The organism is Mesotoga prima MesG1.Ag.4.2 (assembly GCF_000147715.2).
GTDB classification, from domain to species: Bacteria; Thermotogota; Thermotogae; order Petrotogales; family Kosmotogaceae; genus Mesotoga; species Mesotoga prima.
On sequence record NC_017934.1, the window covers coordinates 1 to 17479 of the forward strand.

The 17479-nt window shown below is 44.6% G+C and carries 14 protein-coding genes and 1 pseudogene; 14 read left to right on the plus strand and 1 reads right to left on the minus strand.

What is annotated here, in order from left to right; genetic code table 11:
* Window positions 1-58 precede the first annotated feature (58 nt).
* The 4 genes and pseudogenes from dnaA to THEBA_RS14920 form a co-directional block, all read left to right on the plus strand.
* Window positions 59-1402, plus strand: coding sequence for a chromosomal replication initiator protein DnaA (gene dnaA / locus THEBA_RS00120; protein ID WP_006487417.1), 1344 nt, complete (start codon window positions 59-61; stop codon window positions 1400-1402).
* 153 nt (window positions 1403-1555) lie between these two features.
* Window positions 1556-1738, plus strand: coding sequence for a hypothetical protein (locus THEBA_RS00125; protein WP_014729942.1), 183 nt, complete (start codon window positions 1556-1558; stop codon window positions 1736-1738).
* The gene (locus tag THEBA_RS00130; protein ID WP_014729943.1) at window positions 1722-1919 is read left to right on the plus strand and encodes a hypothetical protein; all 198 of its coding nucleotides are present in this window, start codon (window positions 1722-1724) and stop codon (window positions 1917-1919) included. Before THEBA_RS00125 ends, THEBA_RS00130 begins: the two co-directional genes overlap by 17 nt.
* Window positions 1920-1999: 80 nt before the next feature.
* Window positions 2000-2104, plus strand: a pseudogene (locus THEBA_RS14920) (hypothetical protein); the annotation flags it as partial.
* A 110-nt stretch (window positions 2105-2214) separates the two neighbouring features.
* Here THEBA_RS14920 and THEBA_RS00135 read toward each other — a convergent pair.
* Window positions 2215-2694, minus strand: coding sequence for a hypothetical protein (locus THEBA_RS00135; protein ID WP_041928037.1), 480 nt, complete (start codon window positions 2692-2694; stop codon window positions 2215-2217).
* Window positions 2695-2882: 188 nt separating this feature from the next.
* Here THEBA_RS00135 and THEBA_RS00140 point away from each other — a divergent pair, with 188 nt between their 5' ends.
* From THEBA_RS00140 to THEBA_RS00185, 10 genes are all read left to right on the plus strand, one after another.
* Window positions 2883-3869: a DUF1175 domain-containing protein gene (locus THEBA_RS00140; RefSeq protein WP_014729944.1), complete on the plus strand. Its 987-nt coding sequence runs from the start codon at window positions 2883-2885 to the stop codon at window positions 3867-3869.
* Between the two features lie 15 nt (window positions 3870-3884).
* Complete coding sequence (locus tag THEBA_RS00145; RefSeq protein WP_014729945.1) at window positions 3885-8366, plus strand: MG2 domain-containing protein; 4482 nt, start codon at window positions 3885-3887, stop codon at window positions 8364-8366.
* Window positions 8363-8920, plus strand: a complete 558-nt coding sequence (locus THEBA_RS00150) for a hypothetical protein (protein ID WP_014729946.1) — start codon at window positions 8363-8365, stop codon at window positions 8918-8920. The genes THEBA_RS00145 and THEBA_RS00150 overlap by 4 nt, the downstream gene beginning before the upstream one ends.
* Window positions 8904-10700, plus strand: coding sequence for a M3 family oligoendopeptidase (locus THEBA_RS00155; protein WP_014729947.1), 1797 nt, complete (start codon window positions 8904-8906; stop codon window positions 10698-10700). Before THEBA_RS00150 ends, THEBA_RS00155 begins: the two co-directional genes overlap by 17 nt.
* A gap of 87 nt (window positions 10701-10787) precedes the next feature.
* Window positions 10788-12152, plus strand: a complete 1365-nt coding sequence (locus THEBA_RS00160) for an MATE family efflux transporter (protein ID WP_014729948.1) — start codon at window positions 10788-10790, stop codon at window positions 12150-12152.
* A 131-nt stretch (window positions 12153-12283) separates the two neighbouring features.
* On the plus strand, window positions 12284-13741 hold the full coding sequence (dnaX, locus tag THEBA_RS00165) for a DNA polymerase III subunit gamma/tau (RefSeq protein WP_014729949.1): 1458 nt from the start codon (window positions 12284-12286) through the stop codon (window positions 13739-13741).
* A gap of 2 nt (window positions 13742-13743) precedes the next feature.
* Entirely contained in the window at window positions 13744-14109 is a 366-nt protein-coding gene (locus tag THEBA_RS00170) for a YbaB/EbfC family nucleoid-associated protein (RefSeq protein WP_014729950.1), read from the plus strand.
* A gap of 12 nt (window positions 14110-14121) precedes the next feature.
* Window positions 14122-15117, plus strand: coding sequence for a type I glyceraldehyde-3-phosphate dehydrogenase (gene gap / locus THEBA_RS00175; protein WP_014729951.1), 996 nt, complete (start codon window positions 14122-14124; stop codon window positions 15115-15117).
* Between the two features lie 61 nt (window positions 15118-15178).
* Window positions 15179-17146: a triose-phosphate isomerase gene (gene tpiA, locus THEBA_RS00180; RefSeq protein WP_014729952.1), complete on the plus strand. Its 1968-nt coding sequence runs from the start codon at window positions 15179-15181 to the stop codon at window positions 17144-17146.
* Between the two features lie 91 nt (window positions 17147-17237).
* Entirely contained in the window at window positions 17238-17474 is a 237-nt protein-coding gene (locus THEBA_RS00185) for a hypothetical protein (protein WP_006487445.1), read from the plus strand.
* The last annotated feature ends 5 nt before the right edge of the window (window positions 17475-17479 follow it).

Below are 17479 nucleotides of genomic sequence, written 5' to 3' on the forward strand. Positions count from 1 at the left end.
AATATTTCCTATTTTGCGGTTCGCTTCAGGGTTATAGCATTATTCCGTGGAGGTCGTTGTGTCTAATTCTATTATAAGCACTTTGAAGAAGAAGGTCTCAAAGAAAACGTGGGACAACTGGTTCTCCACATTTGAGTTGAAGGCAGTCGAAGATGAAAGGGTCGTTTTCTCGGTCGCCAACCTGTTCATCAAGGACTGGCTTCAGACAAAATATGGAGCTGTCATTTCCGATTCTATAGCCGAGATTCTCGGCAGGCGAGTCTCTTTTGAAATTGTGTACAAGAACAAGGAGACTCCCTCTGTAGATTCGACCAGCGACCAGATATCCGGTTCTCTGTTGAAGAGAAAGCCTCTGATGATTTCAAATCTAAATCCAGAGTATACGTTCAGTAACTTCGTTGTGGGAAGTGAAAACAAAGCCCTCTATGAAGTGGCGCTGGACGTAACCCAGAATCCGGGGAAGTATAATCCCTTCTTTGTCTATGGGGGAGTGGGATTGGGAAAGACTCATCTTCTGCAGGCAATAGCTCAGGAGACCATGAGCAACTTTCCTGACAAGAAGGTTCTCTACATAACAAGCGAACAGTTCATGAACGACATGATTCAGTCGATAAAAGAGAACAACATTCAGAAGTTCAGAGATCATTACAGGAAGAAATCCGATATTCTTCTGATAGACGATATTCAGTTTCTAATAGGCAAGAAAGGTGTCCAGAATGAGTTTTTCCATTCCTTCAATGAACTTCACGATTCGGGGAAACAGTTGATAATCTGCTCCGACAGAAATCCCGAGGAGTTAGAGACATTCCACAGCAGGCTTAAGTCAAGGTTCCAGATGGGAATGCTGATGTCAATTCAAGAACCCCGCCCATCTACCAGGTTTCATATTGCCAAGCAGCTTGCTCAAAGGGAATCCGTATCTCTCCCGGATGATGTTGCCAAAGTTCTCGCGGACAACATCGATGGTAACCTCAGAAGATTGCGTGGAGCAATTATAAAACTGATTGTACACAGTAGTGTCTTTAGATCACAGATAGATCTATCTCTGGCAACCCAGATTCTCCAGTCTTTCACTGGCTCGATAAACGTTCCAGCATTCCAGAGACCGATTGACCAGATCTACTCCGCTATTGAGAAGACGATGAAGGTTACTAAGAAAGAAATCGAATCGGGGAGCAGGAGCAAGGACATTGTTCTTGCGAGGCAGTTAACTATGTACATTCTGAAGAATCATTTTGGTAAGCAAGTAACTGAAATAGCGCGTGAAACCGGGAAACAGCACTCAACGGTGATACACTCACTGAAGAAGATCGACAAGAGTGTAATGATGGGCAAGGGAGCAACAAAACTCCTGTACGACGATGTCATCGGGATAATAACTTCAAATTCGGCCGCAGTATGAAATTTCGTTATGCTGCCAGATCTCTTTCAACTTTTCTTGTCAAGCCAACTAATCCGGACAACCTTAATCTGAATATTTCTTTGTGGAAATTCCACCACTCTTTATCCAATAGATAGTAAATTCAGTGAAATTTACTTAGTCTGGAAGGTAAGAATGAAATATGCAGTTAGTTTCTTGCTATTCTTGGTATCTGCAGCTACGATCATCGGGACAGTTTCCGACTCTCAGGCAAGCAGACTTCGAGAATCGATGAATGAGAAGTCAGGAGTATTCCCGAACATGGTTGATGGAGTCTTTGCCGTAAGTGAAGAGGGTAAGAATGAAATATGCAGTTAGTTTCTTGCTATTCTTGGTATCTGCAGCTGCGATCATCGGGACAATTTCCGACTCTCAGGCAAGCAGACTTCGAGAATCGATGAATGAGAAGTCAGGAGCATTTCCAAACATGGTTGATGGAGTCTTTGCCGTAAGTGAAGGATGTATAAGTCTGGAGGTCATAGATTCCAGTAGAGAATAATCGAAATACGAATACTCAAGAATCAATCTGATAGATATGACATAAGAGCTTAAGGAACTGCGGATAGAGTACTTGAAGCACAGAGTCCCGATGCTGATTTGGTTACTGGAGCTACAACCCCAAGCGAGTCTATCGTTGCGGCGGTCAAAAACGCACTAGATGAGGCTTCTTCATTTCCCAAATAAAAGTGCATCTATCGTTACAGTTCTCGATGTATCCCACTAACAGTCCCAGAACAGAATAAGATTCAGCGGTGGAACCGTAATTGCCGAGAGCCTTCCTTTAAGTTTGAATCTTACATCTCTGCAGGTTCGAAAAGGCTCAGTATCGGATTGTTTCTTTCCCCACAAATCTGCCAATGATTATCTATTCCCGATAACAGAATACTTCCCTCTCCGATGTCGTAATACCTCTTTCCTTCGTAAGAATACTCAAGTCTAAAAGAGACCGTCATGGTTGCTTCCAGAGAATCTCTAAGGGTTTCTTCGGAGTGCAGTTTTATATTTATGTCTTCGTAGAGCTCGAAAAAGTCCGAGTAGAAAGAGGCAAGGCTGTCCTTCGGAAGAACTCTGCCGGAGGGATTACCCGGAGTAGCCACCCACACCTCTTCTGAGTAGAGTTCAATAATTCTGTCTTCCTTGGCTCTGTTTATTTCGCGCTCCAGTTTGGTTAGGACACTCTCCGGTCTGGCCAGCACATAGTTAATGCATCCGGAAGTAAGGATAGATAATGAAATCAGCGAAAGCAAAAGAAAGATGAAATTTCTTCTCGACAAAGCTTCACCCCCAGGTTAATCTTCTCCTCATATGATAGCAGATCGACAGGCCTAACTATCCTATGTTCTTGGAGAATCGTATGAATTAGAGATCTGTAAGATGAACTTGTGGAGAGTCGAACAAAATCATCACTCGGAAGTCTTACAGGTGGTAAGCTAGTCTAGCGGTTCTGTGAGGAGATTAGTCTATGAGAATGAACATTGCTTATCTTTTCCTGGTAATCTTGACTACTGTTGTTCTATCTGCAACCTTTCTGAACTTCAAAGACGACTACTCGAACATAAGAGTGCAGACGTCAGATGTAAGAAGGGGTGAGTCTTTTTCCATTTCAGTCCCCAAATCCACCTATGAAAGATCTACTCTTTCATATGTAAGGGGTGCAACACTAGAAAGTTTCTACAGCGATTCTGATCTCGTGACATATTCTTTCTGCGCTGATGACAAGAATGCGGTCATTGTTGTTGATTTCAAGGGCCTGTTCAGAGCCAGCAAGACTATTTCTTTAGAGTTCAATGATTTCGTTGACAGTAATTCCGACGGTTTCCCTGATAAACTGGTGCTTGACTATGAAGATGCCGAGAACTTCAGAGCATGGTTTGTGAACATTGCTGCCTACCAGGTTATTGAGTTCTCAAATAACTGGAAATCCGAAGAAAGAGATTGTAGCGGGCTGATCAGATTCGCCGCCAGAGAAGCTCTTAAGACGCACGACGAAGGGTGGTTTTCCGAAACAGCAGTAGACTATGATCTGTGGCGTGAGAAGACTGGAATTGATCTGCGAAAGATTCCGGACGTTAGAGAGTATAACTACCCAGATATCCCGATACTGAGAAATAGAATCTTCATAAGCAACGACGGAGCCTTCACTTACTTTGCCGATGCTTACAACCTGGTTCGTAGTAGTATGGTATTTAAGGGTAGGGATCTGGGAGCAGCAAGACCTGGCGACATAATTTTCTTCCATCATCCTTCGCCGTCAACCTTTCATTCAATGATCTTCACCGGTGATGGCCTCATATACCATACTGGACCCCTTTCCGAAACCGATTCCGGTGTCTTGAAACTCTGGAGTATGGATGATTACGTAAGAACTATGCCTTACCAATGGCAACCAATATATACTAACGAAAACTATCTAGGGGTATACGCTTTCAAGTTTCTGCCCCAGAAGTGATGGAGGGTGAACGCGATGAGAAAGGTATGTGTGCTTCTTCTAATTCTTCTTTTAGCAGGGTTAACAGCGATTGCGTTTGAGATTCAGCGATATGGATACGATCTGAGCTCCTCTTTCGTGGAGTTCTATTCGCTTGATTATCTTCCAAGTGTCTACACCGATGACAAGGATTCTTTCATCGACATCAAGATCTACGATCTAGACGAGGAAGACCTTACTGGAGCGATAACAATTGGTGATGTAAGAGTTTCCGGAGATCCTCTATACGCTTCTAGGCAGACAGTTAAGGAGAAACAGAGAATCTACTTACCAAGAGAAGAACTCATGGGTCTAAGATTAATAGTTGTTTCGTCGCAGTCCGGTACCGCAAAGCTAATGACGAGTTTTCGCATGGTTGGAGCCCAGTTGCTCGCTCATGAAGACGGAGCGATGTTGAGGCTCTGGAAGAAAGATGATGGGAGCTTCCTGGATCACTTCTCGCTTTACAGACTCAGTGATGGGGAGCTGCTGGGGCAATCTGAAGAGGGAGTTTTCGTCTTCGATTACCTTCCTAAAACCGAAGAGGCAATACTTGTTCAGTCTTCCGAGGGATCGATTCTATGGAGGCCAGGGGAGTATGATTACTATTTCTCTTCCAGGCACATTTCTTTGACGTTTACAGACAGACCGGCTTACAAAGCTGGAGAGGTAGTTAACTTCAGATCCTTCATCAGAGAAGTGACTCCATCGGGTTATAAGATACCGGAAATAGATTTTGTCGAAATCGAGATAGTCGATCCTTTAAACAGAGGAGTTTACGCTCAAACTCTGGAGCCAGACGATCTGGGATCAGTTGTCGGTAGTTTCCGAACATACTCCGAAATAACCAGAGGATCTTACAGAATAATCGTTCGATGGGGTGAAAACGAGGATTACTACTACTTCCAGATTGCAGATTATAAGAAGCCTACTTTCTTTACACTGGCAGAACCCACAACCAGTGCCTTCAGAAAAGGAGAGCCTGTCACAATTGATGTCTCGTCGGAATACTACTTTGGAGATCCGGTCTCTCTTGGAAAGGTAGACTACACGATCTACAAAGGCACTCAATACATTGACAATGGCTCTGCAAGACTGGACGGTTCGGGAAAGACCGTAATAGGATACACTGGGGAGCTTGAAAGCGGAGCCTACTACGCGATAGTGACTGTGTCAGATGACACAGGTATGCAGTCACGGAGTGTGGTCGATTTCAAAATTGTACAGGGAAGTTTCGATTTCCTAGTGGATTATAGATTCACCGAAAACGAGGCTCTTGTAAGAATCGAAACCAGGTTGAATGACGATACTCCTGTCTCTAAGGAATTCGAGATAAAGGCCTGGTACGAGGAATCAGTAATTCTAATGGATAAAGGCGAACACGTTGAAAAGAATCTAAAAATAAACGTCTTCAAGGGTGAACTCTCAACCGATAGCGGCGGAAAGGCAGATGTATCGATTGATCTTAGGCAAGTTCCTCCAGATACGGTAGTGTACTTTGAGATAAATGGTTCGCCTTCAGGGGAACCTGAAATCGTAAATACCTACTCAGTTTACACCGGAGGTTACTATGACTATTATGGGTCGATATTAATCGATTCGGTGAAATCTGCGGAGCCAGGGTCTAGTGCAGAAGTGGTCTTCTACACACCGTCACCGATGGATCTGTGGATCATTTCTGATTTTTCCGGAGAATTCAGTCAATTCCCATTCAGTTCGACTGAAGGGAAAAACACGGTCTATATAGAAGTACCGGAAGGGTATGCCTACGATAATTTCATGTTATTCATCGTCGGATACAGGGATTATCAGATTATCCAATCAAGCCTGATCGAAGTCCAAACGTCTTCAAGAGAGCTATCAATAGAGACTCTCACTCAGGAAAGGTACAGTCCTGGTGATACAGTGAATATGAAAATCCAGGTTACCGATTCCGAAGGCAAACCAGCCGAAGTTGGGCTTACCGTTTCCGTTGTATCCCAGGCAATGCTATCCATATTTGAAGGGGACTACGATCAGTGGAAGGGATCGTTAGGCAGTCCTTTCAACAGAGGGTTTAACACAATCAGCATCAATGATCTCTACTATTCCGCCTACCCATCTATCGCAAAACTCGGAGATTTGCTTGAATCACAACCGCCGGCCGCAGAGTCCAAAGTTACGGGAGGTGCTCCGCTCGGCATGGGCGATCTAGGTGGAGATGAGAAGAGCCTTACCTCTGATGTAAGGGCAAGAAAGCTATTCAGTGATAGCGCCTTCTGGTCTACCGGAACTTTCACAGATGAGAACGGTCAGGCTGAACTGTCTTTTGTAGTGCCTGAAGATCTAGATACCTGGACAGTAAGGACTTTATCTTCCAGTGCGAACGGTGATTTTAGCTACAGTAAATCGAGTTTCGAGACATGGAAACCAATGACCGTCAGCAGTTTTCTTCCAGAGTTTCTTATTGCTGGAGACACCGTTAACCTTGTCTTCTCTGTTAAGAATAACCTTGATTCGACCCTACCTGTAATCACCGGCTTCTATCTCGGCGAAGAAGTAATAGAGGAAAAGGGTTCTTCAATAAAAGCATTTGAGAGCCGTTCATTCAGCTACGAGGTCAATGTACAGGATCTCTTGTCCTCTGAGAAAGATCAGAAGCTCAAAGTGAAGTTTGTCGTCAAGGGAAGCCACGGCTCAGACGGAGTCGAATACGAGATTCCCATAAAGCCCAGGTTTTCTTACTCTCGATTCGGTTCCCTTGATTTCCTTGAAGGAAACAAGACTCTCGAATTCTCAGAAAACTCTGCAGGAACGATTACGATTTCTTCCACAATTGATCCTATTCTTCTGGAGGCGGTCAGGTATTTGGTAGATTACCCTTACGGGTGTGTTGAGCAAACGATGAGCAGACTGCTTCCCGCACTAGCAGCTTCTCAGCTACTGGAAGAAGCGGATACTGCTTTTATCAACAAGGTCTCAAGAGTGGTAAGTGAAGGACTTGAGAGGTTATATGGGTACCAGCATTACGATGGAGGCTGGGGCTGGTGGAAGGACGATAACTCCACGCCATTCATGACCGCGTATGTGATGTTGGGTTTGTATCTCGCTACAGAGAACGGTTATGTTATCAATAAAGATGTGGTATCTATGGGCTATTCTGAGATGAAAACTCTCTACAAAGAGGATCCAGATCCCTTCCTTCAATACGTGATAGTTCTCTTCAGCAGAAAGCTGAGGGATCCCGTAGGTTCTGTCGTCGATTTCAAAGGTGACGTTCCTTCCATAATTCTGACTTCGCTGGCCTACGAAGCGTTGAACATGGACGACAAGGCTGAAGATCTAATTGAAGAAGCGATGGAATACGTAGATCTGGATGCAGACGACGTGATTTCCGGGACCAGTTTTGATTATTTCTTCGACGATATAGTTACTTTGTCTCTGCTTCTGAAGGCTTCGGTAGATCTGGAGATGCCTTCGGAGGACATCTTTGAGATTTCGAAGAGACTTCTGAAGATGGGTAACGGAAGCTACTGGTATAGAACATCGTCAACGGCGCTGGCAATTCTGTCCCTGTCTTCCGTGAGTAGCTCGCTTTCGGAAAACGCCCAAGTGGAAGTTTCATTGATCGGCGGAGAAGTTCTTTACAGCGGTGGGCTTTCTGAATCAATTACAATCCCATTTTGCGAAGAGAACATAATTGTCAAAAGCTCAGAAATGGTAGCTGTCTCAGTAAATGGTGAGAAAGCAGTGGCAGCTGAGGAGATAGAACCCGAAAACTCGGGTTTGATCGTCAAAAGAGTTCTGAGAAGGAAGCTCGCCGTTCCCATGGATGACACTCATGTCCTTACAACACCGCAGATTGATTCACCATACGTTGTTTCGTCCATTAAGACCCTATCACCGGATGAAGTTGGTTCTCTCGAGATAAATGTATCGAAGACGGTTGAAAACATGCAGATTTCAATCAAAGACGGAGAGCTGTTTCTTGGAGAATACGGATTGGGTCTTAAGGTGTATGAAGGCGATGTTCTGGGAATCAGCAACGGCGAGATAATTATCAGAGCCTTTGAAGAGAGCTACTATGATGAACCGACAGTCGAGATCTACTCAGTTAGACTCGGTACCCCAGGTTCTCTTACCGCTGGTGAAACAATAGTCTCTGAGGTTCACATTAAGATTCCGGAAGACGTTCCTTACGTGGTTGTCGAAGATATGCTGCCGGCAACCGGAATATCCGTTGAGGAGAATCTGGAAGCAGACGTGCTCGGGTACACGAAGTTCTATTACTTCGACTACTACTGGTGGGGCTACACATTCAAAGACGCAAGATACGACCGAATTGCCTTCTTCTTTAGGGAAGGAGGAGAGTTTGTTACCAAAAACAGCTGGAGGATACTCACCAGTGGTGAATTCATAATTCCACCGGTTCAGGCATGGGCAATGTACGATTCGAATTACCGGGCAAATACCGAATCTATAGTGCTGGTTATCGAATGAAATCTCTGGCATTGGTGGCATTTCTATTTTTTGGAATGACAGTTTTTTGCTTCACAAGCACATTCGTTTCATGGGAAATGCCGGAACTTGAAGAATATAAAGGTCTTCTTGAAAGGCTCGTAGGCAAACCTGTCACGGGAACTTACCGCTTAATAATCGCTTCATCGACCGGAGAGTTCATGGAACTCTCCGGCCTAGGCTATTGGTTCATTGCAGCTGCAGAAGATAGCACGATCTTTGTTCAGCCTCTGAGTTTGGTCCCGAATGTGACGCAAACGGTGGCTCACGAAATGTGCCATCTCTTTCTCAGGCAGTATCGATTGCCCTACTGGTTAGAAGAAGGAATAGTGTGTTGCGTAACGGGGGAATGGATTGGTCGAAAAGAGCTGATACTCGACCGGGTGGAAAGCCTGGATTATTCAGGGATGGATTTCATGACTTACAGATCTTACAGCTTCAGCTGCTGGGTAGAAGTCTCGAAAATTCTAAGAGAAAGAACGTTCGGAGAACTGGTTGTTGCACTTGGAGAAGGGGTTGATGAGCAAGTTGAATGAACGGGAGATAATAGAATGGGATCTGACAAGGCTTTACGCTTCGCTTGATGACGAGACTATTTTTGAAGACATCAAGACCGTCCTAAGAGAAAAGGATGAACTCGTCAGAGATTACAGGGGAAGGATCTCAGGTGAAAATATTAGTGCTCGTGAACTGAGGGGGTTGCTTGAAAAATCGGAGTCTCTTCTGAATCGTGCCGGCAAGCTGTCGATGTTCGCTTATCTAAATCATTCTGTTTTAACAGCAGATTCAGCGACTCAAAAACTAGTTCGTAAAATGGACGATCTAGAGGCGGCGCTTGAAAGTGGACTGATGTTTATTAAGCTTGAACTGGCGCGAGTTTCAGACGACTTCTTTTCAGAGTTGAATGAATGTGATGAGTTGAAGAACTACAGACATTACTTCGATCTTGTTCGAGCGTTGAGAGACCATCAGTTATCGGAACCCGAGGAAGACATAATAGTAAGGAAAGACATTACGGGGAAAATGGCTATGCTGAATCTCTTTGACGAGTTTACCTCGACTTTCGAATACAGAATCTTTATTGATGGAGAAGAGAAGGTCCTTACCGAAAGCGAAGTCGAGAATCTAAGAAGCCATGGAGATGAAGGGATAAGGAAAAAGGCATTTGAAAGCCTCTTCAGAAAAACAGAGGAAAATAGTGTTATTTTGACGAACATCTACAACTCCCTCGCCAAGGACTGGGATCTTGACGCAAGCAAAAGGCACTTCTCCTCTCCAATTTCAATGAGGAACATTGAAAACGAGGTTTCAGATGAATCCGTTCAGAATCTTATAGACGCGACTACGCAAGGTTATTCTATCGTGCAGGATTACTACCGTTTGAAGGCCCGTGTCATGAACAAGGAAATCCTTCTTCACAGCGACATCTACGCACCGCTCGCAGATTCGAGAGATATATTCAGCTGGCAGGAAGCGAAAAATATGATACTTGAAGTAATGGGGAATTTTGATTCCCAAAGTGGACGAATTATTTCCGGTTTTTTCGATGGTGAATATATTCATGGATCGATAATTCCTGGAAAACGTAGTGGCGCATTTTGTTATTACGCCTCACCTGAAGTCCACCCCTATGTCCTTGTGAATTTTGGTGGGAAAACTAGCGATGTTTTGACGTTGGCACATGAGCTGGGTCACGGCTTGCATGGCGTGCTTTCTTCAAAACAGACTCATCTTAACTACGAGACGCCTCTCACCATGGCTGAAACCGCTTCGATTTTTTCGGAGATGCTTATGACTGATTTTCTTCTGGACAATATTAGTGGAAAGGCGGAAAAACTTTCGCTTATCTCAAAAAGAATGGAAGAGATACTGGCCTCGACGGCGAGACAAAATATGTTCACAAGATTTGAGATGGCTGCCCACAGTATTATCTCTAGGGAGTTTCTTTCGTTCAAAGAGCTGTCTGATCTGTACTTTGAAGAACTAAAGCTGATGTTTGCAGACACTATAGTATTTTTTCCTGAAAGTAAATTCGAATGGGCTCGCATACCACATATCTTTCACACGCCTTTTTATTGTTATGCCTACAACTTCGCTCAGTTGCTGGTTATCTCACTTTACAGGATGTACCTTGAGGACGGGGATGTGTTCAAGCGAAGGTATATACGACTGCTGGAGAGCGGTAGTTCAGACTCACCGGAGATTCTGCTGAAATCAGTTGGAATAGATATTTCCGAGCCTTACTTTTGGGAAAATGGACTTCACTTCATCCAGGAGAATTTTCTGGAAAGATTGCGGGACATAATCGATTCCTGATAGTATATATAGGTTATAATTTCTGTGTTCTGATGGATAAAATTTTCCTTTTTGCGTCTCTTTTCAAGGGTAACATAGGGGGCTTAAATGGCAAGAGATCTTACTCAGGGCAACATTCTGAAAAATCTTCTCGTGATGTCTGTTCCTACAATGATTGGATTCAGTGCACAAATGGTCTACGACATAGTGGATATTTTCTGGATAGGTCGAATCTCCGGTGAAGCCATTGCGGGAGTCACCATCTTCACCACTCTCTTCTGGATTGTAGACATTCTTAATTCAATTATCGGTCAGAGCTCTGTTTCGTTGATTTCACAGAGCTTTGGAAAGAAGGATTTAGAAGGGACGAACAGGGCGATAGAACAGACCATTACTTTCAAGTTCATAGTTGCGTTGATTTCCGCACTGTTAGTTGCTGCATTTCTAAAACCTTCTCTAGGTTTTTTCAGCAACGATCCGACAGTAATAACAGCAGCTCTAGATTACGGTTATATCCGGTTGTTCTTCCTGCCGATGATGTTCTCATCTTACTCCGTTAATACGGCTTTAAGATGCATAGGCGACGCGAAGAGTCCGATGTACATAATGATGATGGCTAGCGCCCTCAATGTGGTACTCGATCCGATTCTGATGTTTAGTCACATTCCCGGAACGTCGATTCCGGGTTTTGGACTAGGGGTCTTCGGCGCAGCGGTAGCAACCGTCATAGCACAGACCGCATCGTTTCTACTTGGCTTTTTTATTCTTTTCTCGGGCAAAGAGGGAGTCAAACCGAAGCTATCGAGGCTTTTCCGCCTCGATAGGCACATTGACAGGAAGCTTCTAACTATTGGGCTTCCAACGGGACTGGAGGGTTTCTTCAGAAATCTTGCCGCCGTTGTGGTTCTGAAATTCGTGGCACTATACGGCACAACTGCCGTTGCTGCTGTAGGAGTAACGGGAAGATTGTTCGGACTTGCATTCATGCCTCTTGTAGGACTTAACATGGGGGGTTCTGCGATGGTCGGGCAGAATTTAGGAGCAGATGATGTTGGCAGAGCGAGAGCGACTGCAAAAACGGCGGGATTAATTGGATTCTTCATTATGTTCTTCTTCGCTCTGATTGCGTTCTTTGGTGGAGAGATAGTTATTGGAATCTTCAATGATGATCCAGAGATCATTTCATATGGCGCGAGCTTTTTGAAATACGGTTCTCTTGGAATTTCAGTCCTGGCCTATGGCTTCGGTCTCTCCTCAGTTTTCGGGGGATCGGGTTACAACTTTCCATTCGTAGTGGGCAGCGTTGTCTCCAGATGGCTGATTCAGGTTCCTATGCTGATAGTTTTCGTAGCGTTCATGAAAGCTAGCATAGTCTGGGTCTGGCTTTCATATGTTTTTTCCGATATCGCAGAGGCAACTGTAATGATTTTTTACTATCTGAGGGGAAAATGGGAAACAAGGAGAGTCTCCTAGTCGCGAATGTAATAATCATTCTGTCTAGAAAAGTTAGTTAAATTTTTCACTTTCTTTTTCACAGTATTCTCATTTCGTGCCCAAACAAATTTCAGACGATCTGCTATAATTCAGATGAACGGGTGATTAAGATGTCTGAAGTTTTGTATAGGAAATATAGGCCAAGAAATTTCAATGAGTTAGTCGGTCAGGATCAGGTAAAAGAGATCCTGGGAAAGGCGATAGAGAAGAACAAGCTTTCCCACGCATATATATTCTCAGGCTCAAGAGGTACTGGAAAGACGACTAGCGCTCGTATTCTTGCGAAGATGCTCAACTGTCTTTCGGAAGGATCGGAAAAACCTTGTGGAGTTTGCGATTCTTGCAAAGCAATCGACTCCTCTTCGCATATGGATGTTGTAGAGCTCGATGCCGCCTCTTATAGAGGCATAGATGAGATACGAAAGATCCGAGATGCGGTTTCTTACAGACCGGTAATGGGGAAATTCAAAGTCTACATTATAGATGAATTTCACATGCTTACCAGAGAGGCTTTCAACGCTCTTCTCAAGACTCTTGAAGAACCGCCCGATAGGGTGGTTTTCATCCTGGCAACTACTAATCTCGAGAAAGTTCCTGAAACGATTCTTTCCCGCTGTCAAATCTTTTACTTCAAACCTTTGAGGGAAGAAGACATAGTAACTTATCTTGAAAGAATTGCGAGAGCCGAAGAGCTTCAATACGACGAAAAGGCTTTGAGATACATTTCCAAGGCGGCACACGGAGGAATGCGAGACGCTGTAAATCTTATGGAGAGGGTAATCTCATACTCTGGTAACGTTAAGGAAGAGGCAGCTAGAACCGCTCTGGGGATCCTGCCCGAAGAGGTAATAGAGGAATTTCTCCAGGCGTTTTCATCGGGAAACCCATCTTCAGTACTTGAAATTTCCGAAAAAATCCAGTCTGGAGGCTTCACGCACGAAGTATTTCTTGAACAGGCGATTGATGCGGTCAAGGAACGACTTGTTGAGCGACCGAGTGACGATTGTTTCAGGCTGCTTTCGGCTCTTTGGGAAACAAATAAAGAATTAAAGTATGCCGAAGACAAACAGACAACATTTGAAGTTATGGTCCTTCTTAAGGGCGGTTTCGGAAAACAGAACGGCGAAGACACGCAAAAATCCGAAGTATCTCCGATCGCTGTTGACGAAAATAGTGAGAAGCCTGAAAAGCTTGAGGTTTCAGTCACCGAAGAAAGTGAAGAGATCTCATTATTCATCGAACATCTTAGAATGAAGGATTATATATTGTGGTGGACTTTGATAAGTCTGGCGGAAATCAGGAAGGGGAATCGAATCGAGGACTTAATAATAGAACCAGATAGCGAATTCTCAAGTGAGCTTCTGAAGGAAAGAATGGAATCGATAAACAAAATCGCTGAAGATATTATCGGCAAACGATTCGTTCTCTCTGACAAAGCGGCTGGACAAGAGGCCCTTGAAAGCCTCGACAGAGATTCAAGAGAGTATTTTGAATCGGTAATTACAGGCCTGGGGCTTAAGAGTGATATAGAGAATGGAAGAATAAAGTTAGAGCTTGAGGAGGAATAACTATGGCGAAGAAATTCAGGGGCCTCGGAGGACGAAACTACGGAGGTTCAAGGAAAGGTTCCAATATGGGCGACCTTCTTAAACAGGCGCAGAAGGCACAAGAAGAGATGGAAAATCTTGAAGATAGTTTCAAGTCGATTGAAGTTACCGCTTCTGCAGGTGGCGGTGCAATAAACGTAGTTGCAACGTGTGACTATCGCATCAAATTCATTGAGGTAGAGCCGGAAATAAGAGAAGAGGATTTCGAAATCGTTCAGGATTTGATAATCGCGGGGATAAACGAGGCGTTAGCTGAAGTAACAAAGAGGAGAGAAGAGGAAACAGCGAAAATAACAGGTGAGTTCAATCTACCGGACAACATACTTTAGGAGGTGTAACGAATGCACAAAGTAGGGATCAATGGTTTTGGAAGAATCGGAAGACTTGTCTTTAGAGAGATGGTGAAGCGCGGGGAGTTCGACGTTGTTGCGATCAACGACTTGACAGATGCCGCTACTCTTGCTCATCTTCTTAAATACGACTCTGTTCACGGAAGGTTCAAGGGCTCAGTAGAAGCTAAGGAAGGAGCTATTGTAGTTAACGGAAAAGAAGTGAAAGTATTCGCCGAAAAGAATCCTGCAAATCTTCCCTGGAAGGATCTTGGCGTCGAGCTCGTAATAGAAGCAACAGGGGTTTTCAGAAGCAGAGAGAAGACCATGCCTCATATTGATGCTGGAGCGAAGAAGGTCTTGATTACTGCCCCCGCAAAGGGCGAAGTAGATGCCACAATCGTGCTCGGTGTCAATGATGAGGTTCTTAAACCAGAGATGAAGATTGTTTCCAATGCTTCCTGTACAACTAATTCAATAGCACCGATAATAAAGATTCTGAACGACAATTTTGGAATTGAGAAGGGCTATCTTACCACTGTTCACGCATATACCAATGACCAGAGAATTCTAGATCTTCCTCACAGTGATTTAAGAAGAGCCAGGACGGCCGCTGCCAACACAATTCCTACATCAACCGGTGCAGCCAAGGCTGTAGGGGTGGTTATCCCAGAATTAAAAGGTAAACTCGATGGAATAGCGATGAGAGTTCCCGTTACCGATGGTTCAATAACCGATCTGACGGTCGTTCTCAAAAAGGACACTACAGCTGAAGAAGTAAATGAACTTGTGAAGAAAGCTGCAGAAAACGAACTGAAAGGAATAGTTGAATTCACCGAAGAGGAGCTTGTCTCTTCTGACATAGTTGGAACGACTGTTTCCGCGATATTCGATAGCAAACTGACGGCCGTAATGGGTAACCTTGTAAAGGTTTGTTCGTGGTATGACAACGAGTACGGTTACTCGTGCAGAGTTGTTGATCTTGCGAAGAAAATGATGGAAATGTAACTCTGAGTTTTGTCGACGGGGCCCCGAGGCCCCGTTTTATTGAGGAGAGGAGGCTTAAGAAATGTCTAAGACATTGACTCTTAAGGATATCGATCTGGCTGGGAAAAGGGTTCTTGTAAGAGTTGATTTTAACGTACCTCTAGATAAAGAGACGGGTGAGGTGAGTGACGATACCAGAATCGTCGCGGCATTGCCTACTATCAATGAGATTATCGAAAGAGGGGGCAAGGCGATTCTCGTTTCTCATCTGGGTAGACCCAAAGGGAAGAGAGATCCGAAGTACTCTCTCGAAAAAGTCGCCGAGAGGCTTCAGTCACTGATCGGTAAACCCGTTACTTTCGTCCCGGACTGTATAGGAGAAGAGGTTGAGAAGGCCGTTTCAAAAATGAACAATGGTGACATTCTTCTTCTGGAGAATGTCAGATTCTACTCTGAAGAAGAGAAGAACGATCCGGACTTTTCGAGGAGACTCTCATCTATTGCAGATATTCACGTCAACGATGCTTTCGGCACTGCTCATAGAAGCCACGCCTCAAACGTGGGAGTTGCTCGTTATTTGACCAGTGTGCCCGGGTTCCTCATGCAAAAAGAGATAGAAATGCTTGGGATGGCAATTGAGAATCCCGAACACCCCTACGTGGTCATTCTTGGAGGAGCGAAAGTCTCAGACAAAATTGGAGTGATCACCAATCTTCTGGAGAAGGCAGATAGGATCCTAATCGGGGGCGCAATGATGTTCACATTCCTAAAGGCCCAGGGAAAGAGTGTTGGAGACTCTCTCGTAGAAGAAGACAAAATCGATCTTGCAAGAGAGATTCTTCAGAAGGCAAGGGAAAAGAATGTTGAATTTGTCCTTCCCGTCGACACGGTGATCGCAAAGGAGATTGCAGCCGGTAGTGAATCGAAAGTAGTCGATCTTGAAGAAGGCGTGCCTGCTGGTTGGAAGGGGCTTGACATAGGTCCATCAACAATAGAACTCTTCAATAAGAAACTGAGCGATGCTAAAACAGTCGTTTGGAATGGACCCATGGGAGTCTTCGAGATCGACGACTTCGCTAAGGGAACTGAGTCGATTGCGAGAACGCTGGCCTCGCTCAATGATGCGGTTACGATAATTGGCGGCGGGGATAGTGCGGCCGCTATAAACAAGTTTGGGCTTGCTGAAAAGGTCTCCCATGTTTCAACGGGGGGCGGCGCGTCGCTAGAGATGCTCGAAGGTAAGGAAATGCCTGGGATAAAAAGCCTTTCGATTGAGGGTGGTAAAAAAAAACGTAGATTGATGGTCGCGGGAAACTGGAAGATGAACAAGTCGCCTAATGAAGCTCGAATGTTTGCAGGCTTCCTCGCATCGTCAATCGGTAATGAAAATGCGGTAGATGTCGTTGTCTTTCCAACAAGTCTCTCGGTTGCAGGGGTGGCCGATATTCTAAAGGACACTTCGATCAAATTCGGAGTACAGAATATCTATCCAGCCGACAGTGGAGCCTTCACAGGAGAGATCTCTGCATCGATGCTGTCAGATCTTGCTGTTGAATATGTTCTGGTTGGTCACTCTGAGCGCAGGCACATTTTCGGCGAAACATGCGAGCTGACTGGTGAGAAGATCAAGTCAGTCTTGAAGCATGGCCTCACACCGATTTTCTGTGTTGGTGAGACTCTTGAAGAAAGAGAAGCCGGCAGGATGAAGGAGGTACTGGAAACCCAGATTAGAAAGGGCTTTTCCGGTCTTGGAAAGAGCGATCTAGAACGTATCATAATCGCTTATGAGCCAGTTTGGGCAATAGGAACTGGCGTGGTTGCTTCGCCAGAGCAGGCCGATGAAGCGATGAAGTTTATCAGAGATCTAATTGCGTCTCTTTATGGCGTTGATTTGTCAGAGAGTGTTCGGATTCTCTATGGTGGAAGTATCAAGCCAGAAAACTTTGAATCACTCATTTCAATGGAGAACATTGACGGTGGTTTAGTTGGGGGCGCAAGCCTTCAGGAAAGCTTTGTACAGCTGGTTGCAATAGCTGAAAGTCACGCTTGACAACTACGAAATGATGGCCGCCCCCTCGTGGGCGGCTACTACTTTTCTTCTTCTTCAAGGTGTTATAATCTCACAATAGGGGGTGTAGTTCTTGGAACGTTATCAGGAGCTCGAACTTGTTGTGGACAAAATGGTGGAGGAATTCACCCGACTTAGAAAGGAAAACGAACAGCTCTGGAATCAACTCGAGACGTCACAGAAAAAAGTCGAAGAATCTGAGTTAAGAATCCGGGAGCTTGAGCTCCGCCTTGAGAGTGAATCAAGAACAATCTCTTCACTGATAAAAAGAGTCAGAGGCAGCCTCGTTGAAGACAGTAAAAAAGTATAAGGAGT

What these genes read in the sequence shown, in the direction of transcription:
- THEBA_RS00125 (WP_014729942.1), top strand. Translation starts at nt 1,556, where the DNA reads ATGAAATATGCAGTTAGTTTCTTGCTATTCTTGGTATCTGCAGCTACG.
- THEBA_RS00130 (WP_014729943.1), top strand. Translation starts at nt 1,722, where the DNA reads ATGAAATATGCAGTTAGTTTCTTGCTATTCTTGGTATCTGCAGCTGCG.
- THEBA_RS00140 (WP_014729944.1), top strand. Translation starts at nt 2,883, where the DNA reads ATGAGAATGAACATTGCTTATCTTTTCCTGGTAATCTTGACTACTGTT.
- THEBA_RS00145 (WP_014729945.1), top strand. Translation starts at nt 3,885, where the DNA reads ATGAGAAAGGTATGTGTGCTTCTTCTAATTCTTCTTTTAGCAGGGTTA.
- THEBA_RS00150 (WP_014729946.1), top strand. Translation starts at nt 8,363, where the DNA reads ATGAAATCTCTGGCATTGGTGGCATTTCTATTTTTTGGAATGACAGTT.
- THEBA_RS00155 (WP_014729947.1), top strand. Translation starts at nt 8,904, where the DNA reads ATGAGCAAGTTGAATGAACGGGAGATAATAGAATGGGATCTGACAAGG.
- THEBA_RS00160 (WP_014729948.1), top strand. Translation starts at nt 10,788, where the DNA reads ATGGCAAGAGATCTTACTCAGGGCAACATTCTGAAAAATCTTCTCGTG.
- dnaX (WP_014729949.1), top strand. Translation starts at nt 12,284, where the DNA reads ATGTCTGAAGTTTTGTATAGGAAATATAGGCCAAGAAATTTCAATGAG.
- THEBA_RS00170 (WP_014729950.1), top strand. Translation starts at nt 13,744, where the DNA reads ATGGCGAAGAAATTCAGGGGCCTCGGAGGACGAAACTACGGAGGTTCA.
- gap (WP_014729951.1), top strand. Translation starts at nt 14,122, where the DNA reads ATGCACAAAGTAGGGATCAATGGTTTTGGAAGAATCGGAAGACTTGTC.
- tpiA (WP_014729952.1), top strand. Translation starts at nt 15,179, where the DNA reads ATGTCTAAGACATTGACTCTTAAGGATATCGATCTGGCTGGGAAAAGG.